Consider the following 21,970-nt stretch of genomic DNA (forward strand, 5'->3'; position numbering starts at 1 on the left):
GAGACACATCATCCCCCAGGGAGGAAGGCCCGTCAGAGGCTTTGGGGTGTGGGAGGCCGACGAAGCCGACAGCCCCGCTTTGCGGTTCTGTCATGCCAGAGCGAAAGAAGAAGAATGTCGCAAACGCAAGCAGACGAAGTTATGAAATCCCGCCCGCTCTATGGCACGCTCACGCCAAAGCAGGGCTCGTCCCATTTCATTGTGGCCGATGGCGAAGGCGGCGACGCGGTGGCGGCGCTGCTGAATGCAGCCCCCGATATGAAACCGCTGGCGCATATCGTCTATATTCCCGGTGCGAATGGCACCGATCTGACCGCCCTTCTCGAAGGGCTTGGCGCGCGTGTCTTCCATCCGGCCCCCAGTTATGCATCGGCCTCGCAGCGCATCCGCAAGGTGCTGGGCGATGCGCATATGGGGTTACAGCTTTATGTGGCCGGCACCGAGGGGCTGATCGGCCAGGTGCAGCGCGACGCTATTGCGGCCGGCCTGCCCCATGATGCGCTGACGACCGAACAGCGCGGATCAAAGGCGCGGCGCGTGCAATGCGTCCATTGCAAGGGCATCACGGAAAACGTCACGCTCGACCCGTTCGTCTGTTCGCATTGCGGGCTGAACCTCTTCGTGCGCGACCATTACTCGCGCCGCCTCGCCGCCTTCCAGGGCGTCTGTATCGACGCCGAGGACCCCGGCGAAGTGCCCCCTTCCGAGGAGCGTTTCAAATGAGCGGCCAGACAAGACTGACTGTGATCGTGACCGAGGTGGTCGCGGTCAACAGCCTGATCAAACGCTTCCGTTTCGTGCGCGAGGATGGCGGGCTGATGCCCGGATTTTCCGGCGGCGCCCATACGGTTGTCGAAATGGATGACAATGGCACCCGCCGCCTGAACGCCTATTCGCTGATGTCGGATCCGGCGGATACGTCGGGCTATGAGATTTCCGTGCGCCGCGACGATACCGGGCGCGGCGGTTCGCTGTTCATGCATAACGGTGTGAAGCCGGGCATGAAGATGGTGATCTCGCAGCCGGTGAACCTTTTCGGCCTGGATCTCAGGGCAAAGAAGCACCTGATGATCGCGGGCGGCATCGGCATCACCCCCTTCATCGCGCAGATGGCGCAGCTTGACAGCCTTGGCCATCGGTTCGAGCTGCATTACGCCATGCGCGACCGCGAGCTCGGCGCCTATATGAAAGAGCTCTCCGCCCGCCATGGGGAGCGGGTTCATGCCTATTATGACCTGGAAAAACAGGCGATCGACCTCGCCAACCTGTTGAAAATACAGCCCCTTGGCACGCATCTTTATGTTTGTGGACCGAAGGGGATGATCAACTGGGTGCTCTCGACCGCGAAAGCGATGGGCTGGCCGAAAGGCGCGCTCCATTCCGAGGAATTCCTTGCGCCGCCGGTGGGCGAGGCGTTCAAAGTCGAACTCTCGCGCTCGAAAATCACCGTCGAGGTCGGGCCGACCCAGTCCATGCTGGAGGCGCTGGAAGCCGCCGGCGTCGATGCCCCCTATCTCTGCCGGGGCGGTGCCTGCGGGCAATGCGAATGCAGGGTCACCGCCTCTGACGGCGAGATCCTGCATTATGACCACTGGCTTTCTGACGAGCAAAAAGCCGCGAAAACCCATATCATGCCCTGCGTCTCGCGTTTCAAAGGCGAGCGTCTGGTGATCGAACTCTGAAGGAGGATGCGATGAGCCTTGATGACGCGTTCAAAGACCCGTTCTTCCGCGATGAGAGCTTTTTCGGCGATTTCAGCTATAAGAATTCGCCCCATGCGGTGAACCGCTTTCCCTTCCCCTTCCCCGAAGACGATTACATGTATTCGGTGAATATGGAGCCGCATGTGAAGGGCCGGCCCGGCTCGATCTTTGAACATTACTTCGACGTGGATGAACATTACGTCTCGGAGATGCGCGACCGCGCCCGGGTGCTGGAGCAAGACCCGCTGCGCTGCCAGTCCTTGCCGCATATGACGCTTGCGGGCTGGGATCTTCTTGAGCTGATCATGGAGAAATTCGCGGAAGAATACCCCCAGTGGTTCGCGCTGACCAAAGACAGCAATCGCTGGCACTGGATCAACCGGCCGCTGGGGATTGACCAGAAATTCACCTTCCTCGACGAATCCACCCTGCCGATGGGGCCGTTCGAATATATCACCCGCCAGGCCCAGGGCGATTTCACCCTGCAGGACCAGCGCGAGGACAATCTCTGGATCGAGGCGGGGATGGTGACCTCCCAGGCCGACTGGAGCCTTGATTTCGACATCGGGATGAATTTCCACGAATGGCATGCGCCGGTGCCGCTGGCGCATCAGATGGGGATCTTTGACCGCGCGCTGAAATTCCTGCTGGCTTTGCAGCATGGCGCGCCGGTCAGGCGCTTCAACTGGACGATGACGGTCGATCCGCTGCTGGATACCAGCCCCGAGAATTACCACAAATGGGGTCCGACCAAGACCACGCTGACGCCGGAAAACATCGGCAAACGCCAGCATCTGCGGGTCGAGCTGCAAACCCTGATCCGGCTGCCGCGCTCGAACGCGATCTGCTTTCCGATCCGCTGCTATCTGATCAGCATGGACGATCTGGTGACCAGGCCGAAATGGGCGCGGCGCTTCCACCGGGTGATCAAAACGGTGCCGGATGAACTGGCGACCTATAAGGGCTTCATCCGCAACAAGCCGATGATCCTCGATTATCTGTCGAAATTCGATGATGGCGCACCCACCTCGCCCGGCTGGTGGCCCGAAGACTGATCCCGCTCCGCGCCGCCCCTCATCCGGGCGGCGCTGGTCTATCTGCGCGCGCCTTGCCATATAGCAGGGATGGAACGCCTGCCCGTCACCGAGATTCTGCCTGAGCTGCGCGCAGCCCTTGCCCGCGCCGGTCGCGCCGTGTTGCAGGCGCCACCTGGGGCGGGCAAGACCACGCTGGTGCCACTCGACCTGATGGCATCGGGCCTTTACCCCGGCCGCATCCTGATGCTGGAGCCGCGCCGCCTCGCCGCCCGTGCCAGCGCCGAGCGTATGGCGGAAACCCTGGACGAGGCGGTCGGAGACCGCGTCGGTTACCGCATCCGGGGGGAGGCGAAGACCTCCGCCCGGACCCGGATCGAGGTGGTGACCGAGGGCATCCTGACCCGCATGATCCAGTCCGATCCTGAACTGGCCGGCATTTCCTGCATCATCTTCGACGAGTTTCACGAGCGCTCGCTCCATGCCGATCTGGGCCTTGCGCTGGCGCTTGAGGTGCGGGCCGCGCTGCGCCCCGATCTCGCGCTGCTGGTGATGTCGGCCACGCTTGACGCGGGCCCGGTCGCGAGCCTGATGGGGGACGCGCCGATGATCACCGCCGAGGGCCGCGCCTTTCCCGTCGAGACCCGCTGGCTGCCCCGCCCCGTCGATGCCGCGTTGCGTTTTGACGCCGCCATGGCCGGGCTGATCCGGCAGGCTCTGGAAGAAACGGCCGAAGGTGGGCTGCTGGCCTTCCTGCCCGGCGAAAGCGAGATCCGCCGGGTCGAGGCACGGCTGCAAGATCTTGCCGGCATCGCGCTCCGCCCGCTTTTCGGCGCGATGGATTTCCAGGCGCAGCGCGCGGCGCTGGCGCCGGTTCCGGGGCTCAGGCGCGTGGTGCTGGCGACCTCGATCGCGGAAACCTCGCTGACGCTGCCGGATATCCGCGTGGTGGTCGATGGCGGCCGCGCGCGCCGGGCCAGGTTCGACCCCGCCTCGGGCCTGTCGCGACTGGTGACCGAGCGCGTGACGCGGGCCGAGGCCGAGCAGCGCCGTGGCCGCGCCGGAAGGGTGGCCGCCGGGGTCTGCTACCGGCTCTGGAGCAAGGGCGAGGAAGGCGGTCTGGCCGCTTTTCCGCCGCCGGAAATCGCCTCGGCCGACCTGACCGCGCTGGCGCTTGAGCTGGCGGAATGGGGGTCAGAGGATCTCCCCTTCCTGACGCCGCCGCATCCCGGCACGCTACGCGAGGCGCGCGAATTGCTGACCGCACTTGGCGCGCTGGACCGCGCGGGCTCGATCACCGATCACGGGCGGCAGCTGTCGCGCCTGCCCGTCCATCCGCGCCTTGGTCATATGCTGGTGATCGCCGGGCCCGAAGCCGCCCCCCTTGCCGCGCTGGCCGAAGAACGCGACCCGATGCGCGGTGCCGGGCCGGATCTGAACCTGCGGCTGAAAGCGCTTGAACGCCCGCCGGAAAGTGCCAATCGCGCAGTGATCGAGCGCATCCGCCAGGAGGCGCGTCGCCTCGCCCGCGCGGTGCCGAAGGGCACAGAGCGCGGGCTCAGCATCGCGCAATGGGCTTCTCTGGCCTGGCCTGACCGTATCGGGCTCAGGCGCAAGGGCGATGCGCCGCGCTATCTTCTGGCCAATGGCAAAGGCGCGGTGATCGGGGCCGGCACCGCGCTGGCAAAGGAACGGCTGATCATCGCGACCGACCTTGACGGCGATCTGCGCGAGGCCACGCTGCGCCTTGGCCTTCCCCTCAGCGAGGACGAGCTTCGCGCCGTGCATGGAGCAAGCATCATCTGGTCGGATGAGGTGATCTGGAACAGCCGTGAGAACCGCGTCCAGGCGCTGCGGCGCGAGCGGTTCGGCGCGCTGGTGCTGGCCGAGCGCCCCTGGACCGACGCGCCGCCCGAGGCGCTGGCCCGCGCGGCGCTGGAGGGGCTACGCGAAAACGGCCTCTTCTGGTCGCCAGGGGCGGCACGACTGCGCGCCCGCATCCGGCTTACCCGGGGCGAGGACTGGCCCGAAGTCAGTGACGAGGCGCTGCTGACCTTGGCGGAAGACTGGCTGCTGCCGCATATGACCCGCGCCCGCAGCCTTCAGGACCTGAAGATGCTGGACCTGATCGAGCCGCTGAAAGCCCATATCGGCTGGGACCGCATGGCCGAGGTGAACCGCCTCGCGCCCGCTCATTTCACCACGCCTTTGGGGCGTGAGGTGCCGATAGACTATGACGGCGACCATCCCGCGATCGAGGTGCGGCTGCAGGAGATGTTCGGCGTCACCACCCATCCGCGCGTCGGTCAGAACCGGCTGCCGCTCCGGATCACGCTTTTGTCGCCGGCCCGCCGCCCCGTGCAGGTGACACTGGATCTGCCGGGTTTCTGGGCCTCGTCTTACGCCGATGTCAGGAAGGACATGCGCGGGCAATATCCGAAACATCCCTGGCCCGAGGACCCGCGCGAGGCGGAGCCGACACTCAGGGCCAGGCCGCGCGGCTAGGCACCGGAGGATGCCCCCTTCCCGCCGCTCGCGGCCCAGGATAGGGATGCCGGCGCCAACAGAGGTGAGGCCAGCCATGACCCGGACAGAAGCAAACCGCGCCCGCTGGGCGCTGGCCACTATGTTTGCGGCCGGAGGCATGCTGGTGGGCGCCTGGGCGCCGCAGATCCCGCTTTTGCTGCCCAAACACGGGATCGACAAGACCATTCTGGGGCTGTTGATCCTGGGGCTTGGCGTTGGCGCGATGCTGGCGATGCTGATCGCCGGCAAGGCGATACCGAAATATGGCACGCTGCCGTTGCTCAGGCTGGCGGCTTTGGCGCAGATTCCGGTGCTGCCGCTGGTGATCTTCGCGCCCTCGCTGCCGCTGCTGGCGCTGGCCATGGTGATCTTTGGCCTGATGATGGGCTTTCTCGATGTGATGGCCAATTCCAACGCGGTCGAGATCGAACGCCAGCTTGGCCGCGCGGTCATGTCCTCGCTGCACGGGTTCTGGAGCCTTGGCGGCTTTCTCGCCGGCACGCTTGGGGCCTGGATCATCGTGAAAACCTCGGGTGAGACCCAGGCGCTGGTGGCGGCGGCGGCGATTGCCACACTGGTCCTGGCGGCGATGCCTTTCCTGCGCGGCGCCCCCCCAGAGCCGCAACCCGCAGCCGGAGAGGTCGCGCAGGGCGAGGAGAGCTTCCTGCCGAAGGATCCCGGCATCTGGATCCTTGGCTTGATGGCGCTGATGGCCTTTGTGCCCGAAGGCTCGGTGCTGGACTGGGGCGCGCTTTATCTCGGCGAGGCCTTTGGCGCGGATGAATTCACTGCGGGCCTCGGCTATGCCTTCTTTGCCGCGACCATGGCGATCATGCGCTTTCTGGGCGACAAGGTGCGGAACGTCTTCGGCGGGGTCAGGACCTTCTTTGTCTCGGCACTGGTGGCGGGCACCGGGCTTGCGCTGGCGGCGGCGGCGCCGGGCTCCTGGATCGCGATTATCGGCTTTGCGATGTCGGGTCTGGGCTGCGCCAATCTGGTGCCGGTGATCTTTTCGGCCGCCGGCAACTACCCCGGTCAGCGCGCCGGAGCGGCGCTTTCGGTGGTGACCATGGTGGGCTATGCCGGCATTCTGATGGCGCCGGCCTCTATCGGCTGGCTGGCCACGCATTTCGGCCACCGCGCAACCTTTGGCGGCCTTGCGGTGATGGTCTTTCTGCTGGCGGCGCTGGCCGGAAAAACCGCCAGCGCCGATCATCGTCAGGTGGCCTGAAGGTCAGAGCCAGCCCTGGTCATTGCACTGGGCCTCCGGGGCCGGTCAGACCCCGAGGCACCAGCGCATCACCGCCTTTTGCGCGTGAAGGCGGTTCTCGGCCTCGTCAAAGATCACCGAATGCGGGCCATCCATCACGGCTGAGGTTGCCTCGTCATTCCGATGCGCCGGCAGGCAATGCATGAAGAGCGCATCCGGTTTGGCGCGGCTCATCAGCTGTTCATTGACCTGATAGGGGCGCAGCTGGTTATGCCGGCGCTCACGCGCGGATTCCGGGTCATGCATCGAGACCCAGGTATCGGTGACCACCAGATCGGCGCCCTCGACGGCGGTGAACGGGTCGCGCTGGATGGTGACCTTTGATCCTTTCGAGCGCGCAAAATCGAGCCATTTCGATTCCGGGTCCAGGGTCTCGGGGCCGGTAAAGGTGAAATCAAAGCCGAACTGCCCCGCCGCATGCAGGAAGCTTGCGCAGACATTGTTGCCGTCGCCGGCCCAGACCACCTTACGGCCACGGATCGGGCCGCGATGTTCCTCATAGGTCTGGATATCGGCCATGATCTGGCAGGGATGGCTGCGGTTTGTCAGCCCGTTGATCACCGGCACTGTCGCATGTTCCGCCATCTCAAGGAGCGTATCCTCCTCGAAAGTGCGAATCATAATCAGATCGACATAGCGCGACAGCACTTTGGCGGTGTCGGCGATGGTCTCGCCATGGCCAAGCTGCATCTCTTTGCCCGAGAGCACCATGGTCTCGGCGCCAAGCTGGCGGGCGCCAACATCGAAAGAGACGCGGGTGCGGGTCGAGGGTTTTTCAAAGATCAGCGCGACCATGCGGCCTTTCAGCGGCTGGTCATCATCGGGGGTGCCCCTGGGGCGGTCCTGGCGGGCCGCCTTCATCGCATGGGCCTTGTCCATCATCGCCCTGAGATCATCGGTCGAAGTGGTGTGGATATCGAGGAAATGTTTCATTTCGGTTCGCTTTTTGGCAGGTCGGGCGGCGGGGGCCAGCCCCCGCACCCCCGGGATATTTAAGGACAGATGAAATCAGGCGGCCTTGAGGCTTTCAGCGACCTGGTCGAGGCGGTTCAGGGCCTCGGTAATATCTTCGTCGGGGATGTTGAGCGCCGGCAGCAGGCGCAGGACATTGTCGGCAGCCGCGACGGTCAGAAGGCCGGCCTTGTAGCCAGCATTGACCACATCACCCGGTGCGGGCACGCATTTCAACCCGAGCATGAGGCCGTCGCCGCGCAGTTCGGTGAAGATATCTGTGTGGCGGGCGATCAGGGATTCGAGGCCCTGGCGCAACAAGGCGCCTTTGCGGGCAACCTCGGCGAGGAAGGCGGGGTCGGAGACGATCCCGGTGACTTTTGCTCCGACCGCACAGGCCAGCGGGTTACCGCCATAGGTGGAGCCATGGGTTCCTGCGGTCATGCCTTTCGCGGCGCGTTCTGTCGCAAGCACCGCGCCGAGCGGGAAGCCGCCGCCGATGCCCTTCGCCACCATCACAATGTCGGGCGTGACGCCACTCCATTCATGCGCGAAGAGGCGGCCGGTGCGACCCATGCCGCATTGCACCTCATCAAGGATCAGGAGCGTGCCGGTCTGATCGCAGAGCGCCCGGATCTCTTGCAATAGCGCAGCGGGCAGCGGGCGGATGCCGCCCTCGCCCTGGATCGGCTCGACGATCACGGCACAGGTCTGTTCGGTGATGGCGGCGCGGATGGCGTCGATATCGCCCCAGGGCAGCTGGGTGAAGCCGGGCATCAAGGGGCCATAGCCCTTGACCATCTTCTCGGACCCCGCCAGCGCGATGGCGCCGGTGGAGCGGCCATGGAAGGCGCCCTCAAAAGCGATGAAGCCGGTGCGTTCGGGCTCGCCGTTCTCGTAATGGAACTTCCGCGCCATCTTGATCGCGAGTTCAGCCGTTTCCGTGCCGGAATTGGTGAAGAACACCGTATCGGCAAAGCTGCGGTCGACCAGCAGCGCGGCCAGCCGTTCCTGTTCCGGGATCGTATAGACATTCGAAACATGCCAGAGCTTGCCGGCCTGTTCGGTCAGCGCCGCCACCAGTTCCGGCGCAGCATGGCCAAGCGCGTTCACCGCAATACCGGCGCCGAGATCGAGATACCTTCGGCCATCCGCCGCCTCCAGCCAGCTGCCCTGGCCTTTGACAAAGGCGATGGGCGCGCGGTTATAGGTCGGAAGCACGGGCGTGATCATGGTTTTCCCTCAGGAATGGAAGCCAAAGGCGTAAAGCCGGGGCAATGGGGGTGTCAACATGAGGATTTGAGTCCTGCGTGGTGACGGGCCGGTGACAGATGCGGGGTATTGCCCTGATAACCGGCGGGCAGGCCGGGACCGTCGCCTCAGCGGCGTCGCGAATGGATAGACTGGGTCACATTCATGGTCATAGCCGCCTGTTAGCGTGAATGCGGGGCTCTGTAAACGGTTTTGTCTGCAAACCGCTTTGCCGCCTTGCGCTGTCATGCGAGGCTCATGCCATGAGCGAACCCGAACTGATCCTCACCGGCTGGCGCCACAGCCTGTATACGGCCATCGTGCGGCTGACCCTGGCAGAAAAGGGCGTGTGCGCGCGGTTTGTCGAGGCGGATCCCTTTGCGACCCCAGAGGCTGCAGGGCTGTCGCCCTTTGGCATGGTGCCGGTGCTGCGCCAGGGCGATTTCGCGCTTTACGAGACGGCGGCGATCTGTCGCTGGATTGACGAGGGTTTTCCCGGCCGCGATCTGCAGCCAAGGGGGCCGCGGGCGCGGGCGCGGATGGTGCAGGTGATTGCGATCATGGATGCGCATGGGTTTCGCCCGATGCTGCGCGACCATTACGGCGCCGGGGTCTTTGCCCTGGCCGAGGGAGCGCCGCCGGACCCTGCCCGCAGCGCCGCCGGCCTTGTCGCAGCAGCGCCCGTCCTCGCCGCGCTTGAGGCGATTGCCCGCGAGGGGCTGGTGCTTTTCGGCCCGCTGACGCTGGCCGATCTGCATCTTGCGCCGATGATGCTGGCCTTTACCCGCAGCCGCGAGGGCGAAGCCGCGCTGATGCGCTTTCCGGCGCTTGCAGGCTGGTGGCTCCGGACCTCGCGGCGCCCACATGTCGGGGCCTGCCTTGCCCCGCTGCCGGTGCCGGAACCGCGCAACGGGATTTGATTCGCTATCCCCTTGCGGCCCCCTGCCCCCTCCCCTTATTATGCAGCGGTTATCAGACAGGCGGAGAGGCATATGTCCTGGACGGACGAGCGGGTTGAAACCCTCAAACGCATGTGGGGCGAGGGTCAGTCGGCCAGCCAGATTGCCAAAGAGCTTGGCGGTGTCACCCGCAATGCGGTGATCGGCAAGGTGCACCGGCTTGGCCTGTCGAACCGCGTTGGCGGCAAGGAAGATGAAGAGGCCGCGCCGGCTCCGGCAGCAGCCGCTGCACCACCGCGCCCCGAGCCGGTCGCCGAGGCGCCCCCTGCCCAGCCGGCGCCGCCGCTGCGCGACGAGCCGGTACATGCCGCGCCGCGCAGCGCCGCCCCGGCGCAATCGGCGCCGCCGGTGTCTAATGTGACGCCGCTGCCCCTGCGCAAGGCCATTGTGCCCGCCGGTCAGCCGCTGCCGCCCCAGCCCTCGCAAAACGAGATCAGCCCGGAGGCGCTGGCCTCGGTGCGCGAGGTGGAAAAGCGCGCCCGCAAGCTCAGCCTGATGGAACTGACCGAACGCACCTGCAAATGGCCGATCGGCGACCCGGCGACCGATGATTTCTGGTTCTGCGGCCTGCCCTCGCTGCCCGGAAAACCCTATTGCGAGGCCCATGTCGGCGTCGCCTTCCAGCCGATGAGCGCGCGCCGCGACCGCCGCCGCTGAGGCTGAGGCTGAGGCTGAGGCTGAGGCTGAGGCTGAGGCTGAGGCTGAGGCTGAGGCTGAGGCTGAGGCTGAGGCTGAGAAAAGGGTAAAAACAAACGCCGCCCCATTCCGGGCGGCGTTTTCATTTGCCTGTCTTCTTTTTCTCGCCAGGCCGGTTCCCTATCCTGCCGGTCTCAGTCCTGCCGGTCTCAGAAGGCCTTATGCAGCGCAGACTCGAAACTGCCCGAAACCGGCTGGCAATTCGCCGGATCGGGCTCTTCCGAATCGATCCCCGCCACCAGACAGATCCGGCCCTGGAAGGTGCCACTGGCATAGCCGGACTGACCGTCGAATTCAAAACGGGTAAAGGTGATCTCCGGCAGATCACCCGGCGAGGTCAGGCTGGCCCAGAAGGGTTGCTCATCGCCATCCGGATACCAGACCAGCACCGGCGGATCGAACAGACCTCCGGTTTCACCGGCATCGGGATGCTCGCGATAGCCGATGCTCAGGTGAAAGGAATTGCCGCTGCCATCGGGATTGCCGAGCGCGCTGATGCCCAGGATATTGCCGAAACTGCCGCTGCCCTCCTGCACCGAGGCAGACCCGACGCGTACCGTATCGAACAGGTAGCTGACCGTGTGATAACGGTATTCCGTGCCCGCGATCGCGAAACTGATGCCGCCATCGGTCTGCAGGCCAGGGATCTCCTCCTCCGGTCTGTCCTGCGCAAAGGCGGCGGGTAAAGCGAGGCTCGTAACGCCCAGCAAAGCAGCAAAGAACGTCTTCATCATGTGATCCTGAGGCAATCTCCCTCCAGCCTGACCGGGCCCGGAGGGGAAGTAAAGCGCCGGGAGGGGCAGGAATTCCGCCCCCTTTCCCCTGGCCCGTACAAGGATCAGCCGCGACGGATCGCAGCCCCCAGCCCATTCATCAGCGTCTCGAAAATCGGGAAAGAGGTCACGATGGGCGAGCCGTCATCGACGGTGATCTCGCGCTTCGCGGCCATGCCGGCGACAAGGAAGCTCATCGCGATGCGGTGATCGAGATGGGTCTTGCAGGTGGCGCCGCCGGGTATGCCGCCCGCACCCATGCCATGGACGATCAGCGTATCCTCATCCTCTTCGATCCTGACGCCGCAGGCTTCCAGCCCGCGTGCCATGGCGTCGATCCGGTCGGATTCCTTGACCCGCAGCTCTTTGACGCCGCGCATGATGGTGACGCCTTCGGCGAAAGAGGCGACGACCGAGAGGATCGGATATTCGTCGATCATCGAGGGGGCGCGTTCTTCGGGCACCTCGATGCCCTTCAGGTCGGGCGAGAAACGGACGCGCAGATCGGCGACCGGCTCGCCGCCCTCTTCGCGCGGGTTCTCGAAGTCGATCAGGGCGCCCATCTCGACAAGGGTGATGTAAAGCCCGTTGCGGGTGAGGTTCTGGCTGACGCCGGGTACACGGATATCGGACCCCTCGGTGATCAGCGCAGCGCAGACCGGGAAGGCGGCAGAGGACGGGTCGCGCGGCACGGCAACAGTCTGCGGCCGCAGCTCGGGGCGGCCCTTGAGGGTGATGACATGACCCTCGGCGGTCTTTTCCACCGTAAGATCGGCGCCAAAGCCCAGCAGCATCCGCTCGGAATGGTCGCGGGTCGGCTCGCGCTCGATCACCACCGTCTCGCCGGGCGCGTTGAGCCCCGCCAGCAGCACCGCCGATTTCACCTGGGCCGAGGCAACCGGCAAAGCGTAGCGCACCGGCACCGGATCGGCAGCCCCCACTACGGTCATCGGCAGGCGGCCGCCCTTGCGCCCGTAAGCCTCGGTTCCGAAAAGGGAAAGCGGGTCCGTGACCCGCCCCATCGGACGTTTCCTCAGGCTCGCATCGCCGGTGAAGGTGGCCGATATCGGCGTGGTCGCCATCGTCCCCATAATCAGCCGCACACCGGTGCCGGAATTGCCACAATCGATCACATCGGCGGGCTCCTGAAAGCCACCGACGCCGACGCCATTCACCGACCAGTTACCCTCGCCATGGCGGGTCACGGTGGCGCCAAAGGCGCGCATTGCTTTCGCAGTGTCGATCACGTCCTGGCCTTCCAGAAGCCCGGAGATCCGCGTCTCCCCCACCGCCATCGCGCCGAAAATCAGCGAGCGATGCGAGATCGACTTGTCGCCCGGGACGGCGGCCTCGCCTTTCAGCGGCCCGCTTTTGGCGGAAATCATCCCCTGTGCTTCACCATGGCCCGACATGTCGCTCTCCCGTCCCGCAAATGCCCCCGCCTGATAGCGCAAGCAGACGGGGCGGTCCAGCATCGCAGCGGTGTGGAGGGTGGAAAGCGGGGAAGCCTCCGGCGGGAGTATTTAGATCAAGAGGAAATGCCGGCTTCCTCTTGACTTAAATACTCCCCGCGGAGCGTTCCGCAGGCTCAGTCCCGCCGGAAGGTCAGGTAATGCGGGAAACGGCCCTCACGAAAGGCCTTCTGCTCATAGCGCGTCGAGATCCAGTCTTCCCAGGCACCGCCTTCGCCTGCCTCACGTTCCAGCCGGAAGCCGGCAACGGGAACTTCCTCATGCGCCTGGCGGACATAGTCGGGAATATCGGTGGCGATACGGAACTCGGTTCCGGGTGCCATGACGCGGTGGAGTTCGGTCAGATAGCCTTGCGTCACGAAACGGCGGCGGTGGTGGCGGGCCTTCGGCCAGGGGTCGGGGTAGTTCAGGAAGGTTTTCGTGATCACCCCATCCGGCAGCACATCGAACAGGTCGCGCACATCGCCCGGGTGGATCGAGAGGTTCTTCACTCCTGCGGCACGGATCTTACCCAGGAGCATGGCAACGCCGTTCACAAAGGGCTCACAGCCGATCAGATGGATCTGCGGGTTCCGCACCGCCATATGCACCAGATGCTCACCACCGCCGAAGCCGACCTCAAGCCAGAGCGGGCGGCTGCCGAATTGCGCGAGGTCGATCCTTGCGCGCCCCGGATTCTCGTCGCGCGTCACGCCGCGCGGGCGCAGCGCGTCGAGGTCATTGGCGAGGTAATCTTTCTGGCTCGCGCGCAGCGTCTTGCCTTTCGAGCGGCCATAGAAGTTGCGGCGCGGCTCGGTTTGGGTCTGTTCCGGGGTGTCGGGTTCGGACATCGTGCCTTGCCTCTGGCGGTTGTCAGTCAGGGCGCGCGTCTATGGCGCCCAGGCGGGCGGGTCAAGCGCGGGCATGAAAAAGGGCGCCGCAAGGGCGCCCTTTTCCGAAAGAAGAAAGGTCTCAGACTGCGGCTTTGAGGGCGGCAACAAGATCGTCGCGCTCCCAGGAGAAGCCGCCATCGGCTTCGGGCGCGCGGCCGAAATGGCCGTAGGCCGAGGTACGGGCATAGACCGGGCGGTTCAGACCCAGATGGGTGCGGATGCCGCGCGGCGTCAGGTCCAGCACTTTCGGGATCGCCAGTTCGATCACCGCGTCCGGAACCGAGCCGGTGCCATGGGTATCGACATAGATCGATTGCGGCTCGGCCACACCGATGGCGTAGGAGACCTGCACGGTGCAACGATCTGCCAGACCCGCCGCGACGATGTTCTTCGCGAGGTAGCGCGCGGCATAGGCGGCCGAGCGGTCAACCTTGGTCGGATCTTTCCCCGAGAATGCACCGCCGCCATGGGGGGCTGCGCCGCCATAGGTGTCGACGATGATCTTGCGCCCGGTCAGACCCGCATCCCCGTCCGGACCGCCGATTACGAAAGACCCGGTCGGGTTGACGTGCCAGATGGTCTTGTCGGTGATCCAGCCCGAAGGCAGCACGTCGCGGATATAGGGCTCCACGATGGCGCGTATATCATCCGAGGACTGGCTGATGTCGGAATGCTGGGTCGAGAGCACGATCGAGGTCGCCTCGACGGGCTTGCCGTCCTCATAGCGCAGCGAGAGCTGCGATTTCGCATCCGGGCGCAAAGTCGGCTCTTTGCCGGATTTGCGGACCTCGGCGAGGCGGCGCAGGATCGCATGGGAATACTGGATCGGCGCCGGCATCAGCTCGGGCGTTTCCCGGCAGGCATAGCCGAACATGATGCCCTGGTCTCCCGCACCGTCCTTATCGACGCCCTGCGCGATATGGGCGGATTGCGGATGCAGCAGGTTGGTCACTTTCAGCGTGTTCCAGTGGAACTCGTCCTGTTCGTAACCGATATCCTTGACGCAGTCGCGCACGATGGTCTCGACGCGCTCCAGCATCGTTGCCAGTGCCGCCTTGTCGGTCAGACCGACCTCGCCGCCGACAACCACGCAATTCGTCGTGGCGAAGGTTTCGCAGGCAACACGGGCATTGGCTTCCTCGGTCAGGAAAGCATCCAGCACGGCATCGGAAACACGGTCACAGACCTTGTCGGGATGCCCCTCCGAAACCGATTCGGAGGTGAAGACATAATTCTTGCGGCTCATAGGGGAAGTGCTCCGTTGGAAAGGTCCGCGTCACGCCAGGAAGCCGTTGTGACGGTTGTGTCCATGCGCTTAGCGCCCATAGGGGGAACAATCAAGCGCCTGTTCGGATATCCCTGCGGCGATGGTCGGAAAACGCCAGGGTGAGAAGGGCCAAAAGCAGGAAAAGCAGCAAAGGCCATTCGCCGGCGGTCGCCAGCATCCGGGCATAGGGGGGGGGCGCCAGGGCGCCGGGCAGCTGCGCGTCGATCACGCCCTGCGCGCCCAGCTCAAGCCGCGCAGGCCGCCCCTCGAGATCCGGGGCCAGGAAACCGCGCGCGTCGATCACCGCCGAGATGCCCGTATTGGCGGCGCGGATCAGCGGCAGACCCTGTTCGACCGCGCGCAGCCGCGTCTGGGCAAAATGCTGGTAAGGGCCGGTCAGGGTGCCGAACCAGGCGTCATTGGTGGCCTGGAGGATCCAGTCCGGCCGCGCCTCTGTCACCAGATCGCCGGGAAAGATCGCCTCATAGCAGATCAGCGGCAGCGCCCGCCCGCCCGCGAGCCCGAAATCAAGAAGGTTGCGGCTCAGCCCCGCCGAATAGCCCGCCCCGACCTGGCTCGCGAAAGCGCGGATGCCGAAACGGTCAAAAAGCAGATCCCCCATCGGCATATATTCCCCGAAAGGCACCAGATGGATCTTGTCGAAGGTCTGGGTGATCTGCCCGCCAGGACCGAAGACGCCCAGCGTATTCCAGGCCGCCGCCCCCTCATCGCGCTGATAGCCGGCAACGACCAGCGCATCCCCGCCCGCTTCCGAGATCGACAGCGCGGCGCCGTCGCCCTCCTCCACCAGATAGGGCACCGAGGTCTCGGGCCAGATCACCAGGTCCGCCTGCGCTCCGGCAGTCATCGAGAGAAGGCGGGTGAAATTGCTGCGCGCCTCTTTCGGGTCCCATTTCAGGTTCTGGGCGATATTGGGCTGGACGACGCGAAGGGTCATCTCGCGCGGGGTGGGCTCGGGCAGCGAAAGCCGTTGCGCTGACCAGAGGGCGGCAAGCAGCAGGATCGCGGCAGAAACCGCCCCCCCCCGCCAGCGCCCCAGAGAAAACGGCGCCGCCAGCGCGATCAGCGTCAGCGTGGTCATGCCATAGCCGCCGGTCAGCGCCCCCATCTGGATCAGCGGCGTCTCAAGCCAGATATGGCCGGGAAGCGCCCAGGGGAAACCGGTCAGCACATGGCCGCGAGCAAGCTCGGTCAGCGAGAGCGCGAGGGCAAAGGCCAGGGCGCCGCCTCCTGCCCGCCGTGCAATCAGCCCGGCCAGCGCCCAGAACAGGCCCAGCCCGAAAGCGATCAGCAACAGCGCGAAAGGCGCCATCCAGCCATGCCGCCATGGATCGATGAGAAACGGCTGCACGATCCAGCTAAGCGAAAGCCCGAACCAGCCCGCCCCGGCGAAAAGCCCGCGCCAGAAGGCCTCGCGCCCGGAAGGCGCCGCGCCCACGCGTCGCAGGATCAGCGCCAGCCCCACCAGCGCCACCGGCCAGAGCCCGAAAGGCGCCAGCCCAAGTGCTGCAGCCGCCCCGGTCACAAAATCACGCAGCCTCTCACGCAAGAGGCGGGTGCGCACTGACTGCATGATGCAAGATCCTTATTCAGCCACCGCGCCGGCCTGAGGCAACCGCAGCCTGAGCCGCTTGATACGGCGGACATCGGCATCGACCACCTCGATCGTGGCGCCGTTTTCCAGCACCACCGTCTCGCCTTTGACCGGCACATGGCCGGTGCGCAGGAAAACCAGCCCGCCCAGCGTGTCGATATCGTCATCCTCCGCAAGGCCACGCAGACGAATGCCGTAAGCAGCCTCCAGATCCTCCAGCTCGGCGGTGGATTGCGCGAGGATCACGCCCGGGCTTTCCTCTTTCCACAAGAGGCCCGCGACCTCGTCATGCTCATCCTCGACCTCGCCGATCACGGATTCGATCAGGTCCTCGAAAGTGGCCAGCCCGTCAACACCGCCATATTCGTCGATCACCAGCGCCATATGGGCGCGTTCCTTCTGCATCTTCTGCAAAAGCACCGCCGCCGGCATCGAAGGCGGCGCGAAAAGGATCGGTCGCAGCAGGTCTTTCAACACAAACGTCCCCTCGGCGCCAAAGCCGAAACGCAAAGCGACATCCTTCAGCAGCACCAGACCCAGCGGATGGTCAAGGCTTTCCGCATAAACCGGCAAGCGCGAAAAGCCATGGCTTCGAAAGACATGGACCAGATCCTCCAGCCCGGTATCCAGGGCCACCGCCACGATTTCCGCCTTGGGAATGGCTACGTCATCGACGCTGACCTCGGCCAGCAACGCAAGCGCCTGCGATGCGCCCTCCCCCTGGCTCAGGCCCGCACCATCGCCATCGGTGCCGGAAAAGGCCGAGATAAGCCGGCCGAAAAAGCCCTTTGCTGCATTCTGGCCGCCCTGCCCCGCGTTCTCTTGCGGAACTGCCGCCCCTGATATTGCCGCCGCATCCTGCGCCGCAACCGGCCCGTCGCTGCTACTGCCCATCGTCCCTTTGTCCAGAGCCACCCGTGATGTGGGTGCGTTTCAGTATGGGTCAGGAATACCCAGCCCCGCAAGTATCCGCGTCTCGAGATTTTCCATCAGCGCGGCGTCTTCATCATCAATGTGATCATAGCCGAGAAGATGCAGGATGCCGTGAACCAGAAGATGGGTGACGTGATGGCGCGGATCCTTGCCCTGAAGGGCGGCCTCGGCCATGCAGGTCTCAAAAGCGATGGCGATATCGCCCAGCTCTTCGGGATCGTCCTGATCCCCAGGCTCCGGCAGGTCCGGCACGCCGCCCGGCTCTTCCGCCGCACGTTCGTCAGACGGCCAGGAGAGAACATTGGTCGGCACCGGCTTACCGCGAAATTCGGTGTTGAGCGCCGCAATGCGCGCATCATCGCAAGCCAGCAGCGAGATCATAAAGCCGGAACCGGCAAGCCCGAACGCCTGAAATACCGCATGCGCAGCCGCACCGGTCAGCGCCTCCAGCCCGAATGCCTGCCAGCGGTCATCCTCGAAAACGGTCTCGACACTTTGTTCCATGGGCATCGCGCTATCGTGACGCCGTGGTTCTGGCAAGGTCGAAAGAGAGGGGGCCAGCCCCCTCGCGGCCCTGCCGCTCACCCCCGGGATATTTAAGGACAGATGAAAACCGCTCACTCTTGCTGATTTCATCTGTCCTTAAATATCCCCGCCGGAGGCATCCCCGGAGCCCTGGCTCCGGGGAGTTCTTTTGTTCAGACCGAAGCCTCGTCCTTGTCCCAGGCCTCGATGATGCGGGCGACCAGCGGGTGGCGCACGACATCAGCCGAGTTGAAGTAGTTGAAGCTGACGCCCTTCACCCCTTTCAGAATGCGCTCGGCCTCGGCGAGGCCGGAGGTCACGCCGCGCGGCAAATCGACCTGGGTGCGGTCGCCGGTGATCACCATACGCGAGCCTTCGCCAAGCCGGGTCAGGAACATCTTCATCTGCATCGCGGTCGCGTTCTGCGCCTCGTCCAGCACCACGAAAGCGTTCGACAGCGTGCGGCCGCGCATGAAGGCCAAAGGCGCGATCTCGATGCGTTTCTCGGCAAAGAGTTTCTCGACCTGGCGCGCCGGCAGGAAGTCGTTCAGCGCGTCATAAAGCGGCTGCATATAGGGATCGACCTTCTCCTTCATATCGCCGGGAAGGAAGCCGAGCCTTTCGCCCGCCTCGACCGCGGGGCGCGACAGCACGATCTTTTCCACCGCGCCCGAGATGAACATCGTCACCCCCACCGCCACCGCGAGATAGGTTTTACCGGTGCCTGCCGGCCCGATGCCGAAACCCAGCTCATGTTTGAACAGGTTCGCCACATAGGTCTTTTGCGCCTCGGTGCGGGGCTCGATCGGTTTCTTACGGGTTCGCAGCTCCATCCCGGGCGAGAAAAGCTCGATCTGTTCCCCCTCACGCGGCTGGGCCGGCACCGAAAGACGCAGCGCCCCGTCGACATCGCCTGCCTCAACGCTGCGGCCGGCCTCAAGCCTGGCATAGAGCGCGCGCAGAACGGCCGCTGCCTGCTCCCTCGCGCCGGGTGCTCCCACCACGGTCAGGCGATTGCCACGCCTGAGCACATGGACCCCCAGCTGATGCTCGATCTGGGCAAGGTTGCGGTCATATTCGCCGCAAAGCCCGATCAGAAGCCGGTTGTCGGGAAATTCCAGGACGGTTTCCACCATATCCTCGGGGCTGGTCGGGGGGGTCAGCGCGCTGATGCCCAAATGGGCCTCCTTCCTGCAAGAGCCTTAATCACGATGCTGCGCCTGAACGCGGCATCTGGCAAGACTTTTCATCGCCACCACCACATCTTGCGGAGAATGATGAGAATTTGATGACAACTTGCCCGATATGGGGCGCCGGCCCCGTAAATGAAAGAGGACGGCACGGAAACGGGCCGCAGGAATGCCTGCGGCCCGTTATCTCTGGCTTCACATCTGCAAGAGGCCGCGCGCGCGGGCCTGGCCGTCTCGGTGCGGCCATCTCAGTTCGGCCAAATCAGTTCGGGCGGCGCACAACGACCGTCTTACGGCCGGGGCCGGGAACGCGGTCCTGGATGCCCGGATTGGCAGACTGGTAATCGCCCAGCACGGTGCCCGGCGGATATTTGTCATTGCATATCGGCAGGCCCGATACCGGATCAAAACGCGGCGTCGAATAGCCTTCGAGACCGTCATCAATGATCCAGTTCTGGCATCCATCCGGGTCATAGGCGATAGCGGCGCGGCCGTTTTGCAGCACACCCCGGTCACGGCCCTTGTCCACGCCGGTCGCGATCACCGAATCCGGACCGGAATAGCGGCCGGTTCCCTCGAAACTCTCGGCACAGCCTGCCAGCAGGCCGGCCCCGAGCAGCACTGTCACAAGTTTCACGCTCATGCTCATGCCCCCTTACCAGCGATAGCAGACGATTTCGACGCGGCGGTTCTTCGCCATGCCGCCAGCCGAGGCATTCGAGGCAATCGGGTTGCGCTCGCCAAAACCGATCTCGCGCTCGACCGAGGCGCCCACCGAACGGGCGACATCCGCCACCGCCTTCGCGCGGCGCTGCGAGAGGCTCATATTATACTCATCCGAGGCGCGGCTGTCGGTATGGCCGTAGATCGCATAGCCGAAAGCATCGGTCGAAGAGAAGAACTGCGCCAGGCGCTGACGACCGGCTTTGGTCAGGTTCGCGCTGTCGGTAGCGAAAAGCTGATCGGTATTCTCGGTCAGGCAGAGGTTCTTTTTCAGGCAGACCGGCATGCCGGTTTTCGGGTCGCGGCGCGGCACCATATAGCCTTCGAGACCGCCATCGGCCCACCAGTGCATACAGCCGTCATCATCGACCCAGACGCCCCATTCGATCTGGCCGGTCACGACCCTGCGGTCGATCGTGCTCTGGGACAACGCGGCTGTGCCTCCGGAAATCGCGATTGCAAGCGCGGTCGCAGCCGGCACCAGCCCGGCGCCCATCATCCGCGCGGCGCGTGAAAACATGTTCACAGCCAGCCCCCTATATGTCTTGTGCAGCAGGTGCAGATTTGACCCGGGGTCACGCGCAAGTAAAGAAAAATTTACCGCAACCGTTTCATTTATGTGGAGTTCAACTTTCAGTTGCACACAAGATGATGTGTTCGCGATGCCCCATTCGCGGGCCGGGAAACAATGGCACAGGCCGCTGGAAATTGTCGTTTTCACGGCACGGAGACCGTTCAGAAAAGCCGTTCGGCCGCAAGGGAGTTAGAGGACGAAGCTGTCACCCGCGCCCGCACAAGGTCTCCTATTCGTCCCTGTGAATCGGTAACGTGAACCGCCATCAGATGATCGGATTTGCCGACCATCTGCCCGGGCAGCCGCCCCGGTTTCTCGTAAAGGACGGAAATCTCGCGCCCGACCATCGCCGCCTGGGCCGCATGTTGCTGGTCAAGGATCAGCTTTTGCAGCGCCTGCAGCCGGGAATCGGCCAGGGCTGCCTCGACCGGCGGTTTCTCGGCCGCAGGCGTGCCCGGACGGGCGGAATATTTGAAGGAGAACGCCGCGCCATAGCCGACACGGGCCACCAGATCCATGGTATCGGCGAAATCCTGGTCGGTCTCGCCCGGGAAACCCACGATGAAATCCGAGGTCATCAGAATATCGGGCCGCACCGCCCGGATGCGGTCGATCAGGCGGAAATACTGATCGCGGGTGTGTTTGCGGTTCATCGCCCTGAGGATACGGTCCGAACCCGATTGCACCGGCAGATGCAGATAGGGCATCAGCTGCGGCACATCGCCATGGGCGGCGATCAGGTCGTCATCCATGTCATTTGGATGGCTGGTGGTATAGCGGATGCGATCCAGCCCGTCGATTTCCGCCAGTTCACGGATCAGCCGGGCCAGCGTCCAGTCCCTGCCCTCCCCCTCGCCGTGATAGCCGTTGACGTTTTGCCCCAGAAGCGTGATCTCGCGCACGCCGCGTTCAACCAGTTCACGCGCCTCGCGCATCAGGCGGGCGGCAGGCCGCGAGACCTCGGCGCCCCGCGTATAGGGCACCACGCAAAAGGCACAGAATTTGTCGCAGCCCTCCTGCACGGTGAGAAACGCCGTCGGGCCCCGATAGCCCTTCCGCTGCGGCAGATGTTCAAACTTATCCTCGACCGGGAAATCGGTATCGACCTGGGCACCGCCGGCCTCGACCATTGCCGGCAGCCGGTGATAGGCCTGCGGGCCAACCACGATATCGACCAGCGGCATCCGGCGACGGATCTCCTCGCCCTCGGCCTGGGCGACGCAGCCCGCGACCCCGATCTTCAGATCCGGCTTTTCCCGTTTCAGCGGCTTCAGCCGCCCCAGATCGGAATAAAGCTTTTCCGAAGCCTTTTCGCGGATATGGCAGGTGTTGAGCAGCACCATATCGGCATCATCCGCCGTTTCGGTCAGCACATAGCCCTTCGCGCCCATGGCCTCGGCCATGCGCTCGCTGTCATAGACATTCATCTGACAGCCATAGGTCTTGATGAAGAGCTTCTTCACCATTTCCGTGCCGGTTTCACCGCCCGTTGCGCCGCCGGCGGCGCTGTCTGCGGTCTGGGTCAGGCTTTCGGGGTTCGACATTGCGGGCCTCCTGGAGGGCGCTTTTACACGCGGGCAGCGGTCGGGGCAACGCCATGCCCGGGCAGCCCCGATGCTGCGCCCCGGTGATGCCC

20 protein-coding genes and 1 riboswitch are annotated in these 21,970 nt (G+C 64.6%); of the genes, 7 read left to right on the forward strand and 13 right to left on the reverse strand.

What is annotated here, in order from left to right; genetic code table 11:
• The first annotated feature begins 141 nt into the window (after positions 1 to 141).
• The 5 genes from DRF71_RS20865 to DRF71_RS20885 all read left to right on the forward strand — a co-directional run bounded on the left by DRF71_RS20865 (position 142) and on the right by DRF71_RS20885 (position 6,494).
• On the forward strand, positions 142 to 723 hold the full coding sequence (locus DRF71_RS20865) for a dimethylamine monooxygenase subunit DmmA family protein (RefSeq protein WP_408634560.1): 582 nt from the start codon (positions 142 to 144) through the stop codon (positions 721 to 723).
• The gene (locus tag DRF71_RS20870; RefSeq protein WP_112312458.1) at positions 720 to 1,682 is read left to right on the forward strand and encodes a PDR/VanB family oxidoreductase; all 963 of its coding nucleotides are present in this window, start codon (positions 720 to 722) and stop codon (positions 1,680 to 1,682) included. The genes DRF71_RS20865 and DRF71_RS20870 overlap by 4 nt, the downstream gene beginning before the upstream one ends.
• Before the next feature lie 11 nt (positions 1,683 to 1,693).
• Positions 1,694 to 2,758, forward strand: coding sequence for a heme-dependent oxidative N-demethylase family protein (locus DRF71_RS20875; protein ID WP_112312459.1), 1,065 nt, complete (start codon positions 1,694 to 1,696; stop codon positions 2,756 to 2,758).
• 69 nt (positions 2,759 to 2,827) lie between these two features.
• Positions 2,828 to 5,242, forward strand: a complete 2,415-nt coding sequence (gene hrpB, locus DRF71_RS20880; protein ID WP_112312460.1) for an ATP-dependent helicase HrpB — start codon at positions 2,828 to 2,830, stop codon at positions 5,240 to 5,242.
• A 76-nt stretch (positions 5,243 to 5,318) separates the two neighbouring features.
• Positions 5,319 to 6,494: an MFS transporter gene (locus tag DRF71_RS20885; protein WP_112312461.1), complete on the forward strand. Its 1,176-nt coding sequence runs from the start codon at positions 5,319 to 5,321 to the stop codon at positions 6,492 to 6,494.
• 45 nt (positions 6,495 to 6,539) lie between these two features.
• Here the strand turns inward: DRF71_RS20885 and argF are convergent, their stop codons facing one another.
• Both argF and DRF71_RS20895 read right to left on the reverse strand, forming a co-directional pair.
• Positions 6,540 to 7,466 (reverse strand): ornithine carbamoyltransferase, encoded by a 927-nt coding sequence (gene argF / locus DRF71_RS20890; protein WP_112312462.1) that lies wholly within the window; start codon positions 7,464 to 7,466, stop codon positions 6,540 to 6,542.
• Positions 7,467 to 7,541: 75 nt separating this feature from the next.
• Complete coding sequence (locus tag DRF71_RS20895; protein ID WP_112312463.1) at positions 7,542 to 8,717, reverse strand: aspartate aminotransferase family protein; 1,176 nt, start codon at positions 8,715 to 8,717, stop codon at positions 7,542 to 7,544.
• Between the two features lie 281 nt (positions 8,718 to 8,998).
• On the opposite strand from DRF71_RS20895, the gene DRF71_RS20900 reads away from it, so the two are divergent.
• Together DRF71_RS20900 and DRF71_RS20905 are read left to right on the forward strand one after the other, a co-directional pair.
• Entirely contained in the window at positions 8,999 to 9,655 is a 657-nt protein-coding gene (locus DRF71_RS20900) for a glutathione S-transferase family protein (RefSeq protein WP_112312464.1), read from the forward strand.
• A gap of 72 nt (positions 9,656 to 9,727) precedes the next feature.
• Positions 9,728 to 10,351: a GcrA family cell cycle regulator gene (locus tag DRF71_RS20905; RefSeq protein WP_112312465.1), complete on the forward strand. Its 624-nt coding sequence runs from the start codon at positions 9,728 to 9,730 to the stop codon at positions 10,349 to 10,351.
• Between the two features lie 188 nt (positions 10,352 to 10,539).
• Here the strand turns inward: DRF71_RS20905 and DRF71_RS20910 are convergent, their stop codons facing one another.
• The 11 genes from DRF71_RS20910 to miaB all read right to left on the reverse strand — a co-directional run bounded on the left by DRF71_RS20910 (position 10,540) and on the right by miaB (position 21,800).
• Positions 10,540 to 11,121: a hypothetical protein gene (locus DRF71_RS20910; protein WP_157971215.1), complete on the reverse strand. Its 582-nt coding sequence runs from the start codon at positions 11,119 to 11,121 to the stop codon at positions 10,540 to 10,542.
• A gap of 107 nt (positions 11,122 to 11,228) precedes the next feature.
• Complete coding sequence (gene aroA / locus DRF71_RS20915; RefSeq protein WP_112312726.1) at positions 11,229 to 12,575, reverse strand: 3-phosphoshikimate 1-carboxyvinyltransferase; 1,347 nt, start codon at positions 12,573 to 12,575, stop codon at positions 11,229 to 11,231.
• 176 nt (positions 12,576 to 12,751) lie between these two features.
• A complete protein-coding gene (gene trmB / locus DRF71_RS20920) occupies positions 12,752 to 13,465 on the reverse strand; it encodes a tRNA (guanine(46)-N(7))-methyltransferase TrmB (protein ID WP_112312467.1) in 714 nt (237 codons plus the stop codon).
• A gap of 121 nt (positions 13,466 to 13,586) precedes the next feature.
• Positions 13,587 to 14,753 (reverse strand): methionine adenosyltransferase, encoded by a 1,167-nt coding sequence (gene metK, locus DRF71_RS20925; protein WP_112312468.1) that lies wholly within the window; start codon positions 14,751 to 14,753, stop codon positions 13,587 to 13,589.
• Positions 14,754 to 14,761: 8 nt separating this feature from the next.
• Positions 14,762 to 14,811, reverse strand: a riboswitch (SAM-SAH riboswitch).
• Between the two features lie 33 nt (positions 14,812 to 14,844).
• Positions 14,845 to 16,368, reverse strand: a complete 1,524-nt coding sequence (gene lnt, locus DRF71_RS20930; RefSeq protein ID WP_112312469.1) for an apolipoprotein N-acyltransferase — start codon at positions 16,366 to 16,368, stop codon at positions 14,845 to 14,847.
• Positions 16,369 to 16,380: 12 nt separating this feature from the next.
• Positions 16,381 to 17,283, reverse strand: a complete 903-nt coding sequence (locus DRF71_RS20935; protein ID WP_112312470.1) for a transporter associated domain-containing protein — start codon at positions 17,281 to 17,283, stop codon at positions 16,381 to 16,383.
• Positions 17,284 to 17,322: 39 nt separating this feature from the next.
• A complete protein-coding gene (ybeY, locus tag DRF71_RS20940) occupies positions 17,323 to 17,826 on the reverse strand; it encodes an rRNA maturation RNase YbeY (RefSeq protein WP_112312471.1) in 504 nt (167 codons plus the stop codon).
• 194 nt (positions 17,827 to 18,020) lie between these two features.
• Positions 18,021 to 19,025, reverse strand: coding sequence for a PhoH family protein (locus tag DRF71_RS20945; protein WP_408634561.1), 1,005 nt, complete (start codon positions 19,023 to 19,025; stop codon positions 18,021 to 18,023).
• A 274-nt stretch (positions 19,026 to 19,299) separates the two neighbouring features.
• The gene (locus tag DRF71_RS20950; RefSeq protein ID WP_112312472.1) at positions 19,300 to 19,680 is read right to left on the reverse strand and encodes a hypothetical protein; all 381 of its coding nucleotides are present in this window, start codon (positions 19,678 to 19,680) and stop codon (positions 19,300 to 19,302) included.
• A gap of 12 nt (positions 19,681 to 19,692) precedes the next feature.
• Positions 19,693 to 20,280 carry an OmpA family protein gene (locus DRF71_RS20955; RefSeq protein ID WP_232831639.1) on the reverse strand — a complete coding sequence of 196 codons (588 nt, stop codon included), beginning with the start codon at positions 20,278 to 20,280 and terminating at the stop codon, positions 19,693 to 19,695.
• Between the two features lie 215 nt (positions 20,281 to 20,495).
• Positions 20,496 to 21,800 (reverse strand): tRNA (N6-isopentenyl adenosine(37)-C2)-methylthiotransferase MiaB, encoded by a 1,305-nt coding sequence (gene miaB / locus DRF71_RS20960; protein ID WP_112312729.1) that lies wholly within the window; start codon positions 21,798 to 21,800, stop codon positions 20,496 to 20,498.
• Positions 21,801 to 21,970 lie beyond the last annotated feature (170 nt).

Source organism: Pseudogemmobacter bohemicus, assembly GCF_003290025.1.
Lineage (GTDB): Bacteria > Pseudomonadota > Alphaproteobacteria > Rhodobacterales > Rhodobacteraceae > Pseudogemmobacter > Pseudogemmobacter bohemicus.

Coding starts and splice junctions, on each gene's coding strand:
- DRF71_RS20865 (WP_408634560.1), top strand. CDS start 142: ATGAAATCCCGCCCGCTCTATGGCACGCTCACGCCAAAGCAGGGCTCG.
- DRF71_RS20870 (WP_112312458.1), top strand. CDS start 720: ATGAGCGGCCAGACAAGACTGACTGTGATCGTGACCGAGGTGGTCGCG.
- DRF71_RS20875 (WP_112312459.1), top strand. CDS start 1,694: ATGAGCCTTGATGACGCGTTCAAAGACCCGTTCTTCCGCGATGAGAGC.
- hrpB (WP_112312460.1), top strand. CDS start 2,828: ATGGAACGCCTGCCCGTCACCGAGATTCTGCCTGAGCTGCGCGCAGCC.
- DRF71_RS20885 (WP_112312461.1), top strand. CDS start 5,319: ATGACCCGGACAGAAGCAAACCGCGCCCGCTGGGCGCTGGCCACTATG.
- argF (WP_112312462.1), bottom strand. CDS start 7,466: ATGAAACATTTCCTCGATATCCACACCACTTCGACCGATGATCTCAGG.
- DRF71_RS20895 (WP_112312463.1), bottom strand. CDS start 8,717: ATGATCACGCCCGTGCTTCCGACCTATAACCGCGCGCCCATCGCCTTT.
- DRF71_RS20900 (WP_112312464.1), top strand. CDS start 8,999: ATGAGCGAACCCGAACTGATCCTCACCGGCTGGCGCCACAGCCTGTAT.
- DRF71_RS20905 (WP_112312465.1), top strand. CDS start 9,728: ATGTCCTGGACGGACGAGCGGGTTGAAACCCTCAAACGCATGTGGGGC.
- DRF71_RS20910 (WP_157971215.1), bottom strand. CDS start 11,121: ATGAAGACGTTCTTTGCTGCTTTGCTGGGCGTTACGAGCCTCGCTTTA.
- aroA (WP_112312726.1), bottom strand. CDS start 12,575: ATGTCGGGCCATGGTGAAGCACAGGGGATGATTTCCGCCAAAAGCGGG.
- trmB (WP_112312467.1), bottom strand. CDS start 13,465: ATGTCCGAACCCGACACCCCGGAACAGACCCAAACCGAGCCGCGCCGC.
- metK (WP_112312468.1), bottom strand. CDS start 14,753: ATGAGCCGCAAGAATTATGTCTTCACCTCCGAATCGGTTTCGGAGGGG.
- lnt (WP_112312469.1), bottom strand. CDS start 16,368: ATGCAGTCAGTGCGCACCCGCCTCTTGCGTGAGAGGCTGCGTGATTTT.
- DRF71_RS20935 (WP_112312470.1), bottom strand. CDS start 17,283: ATGGGCAGTAGCAGCGACGGGCCGGTTGCGGCGCAGGATGCGGCGGCA.
- ybeY (WP_112312471.1), bottom strand. CDS start 17,826: ATGGAACAAAGTGTCGAGACCGTTTTCGAGGATGACCGCTGGCAGGCA.
- DRF71_RS20950 (WP_112312472.1), bottom strand. CDS start 19,680: ATGAGCGTGAAACTTGTGACAGTGCTGCTCGGGGCCGGCCTGCTGGCA.
- DRF71_RS20955 (WP_232831639.1), bottom strand. CDS start 20,280: ATGTTTTCACGCGCCGCGCGGATGATGGGCGCCGGGCTGGTGCCGGCT.
- miaB (WP_112312729.1), bottom strand. CDS start 21,800: ATGGTGAAGAAGCTCTTCATCAAGACCTATGGCTGTCAGATGAATGTC.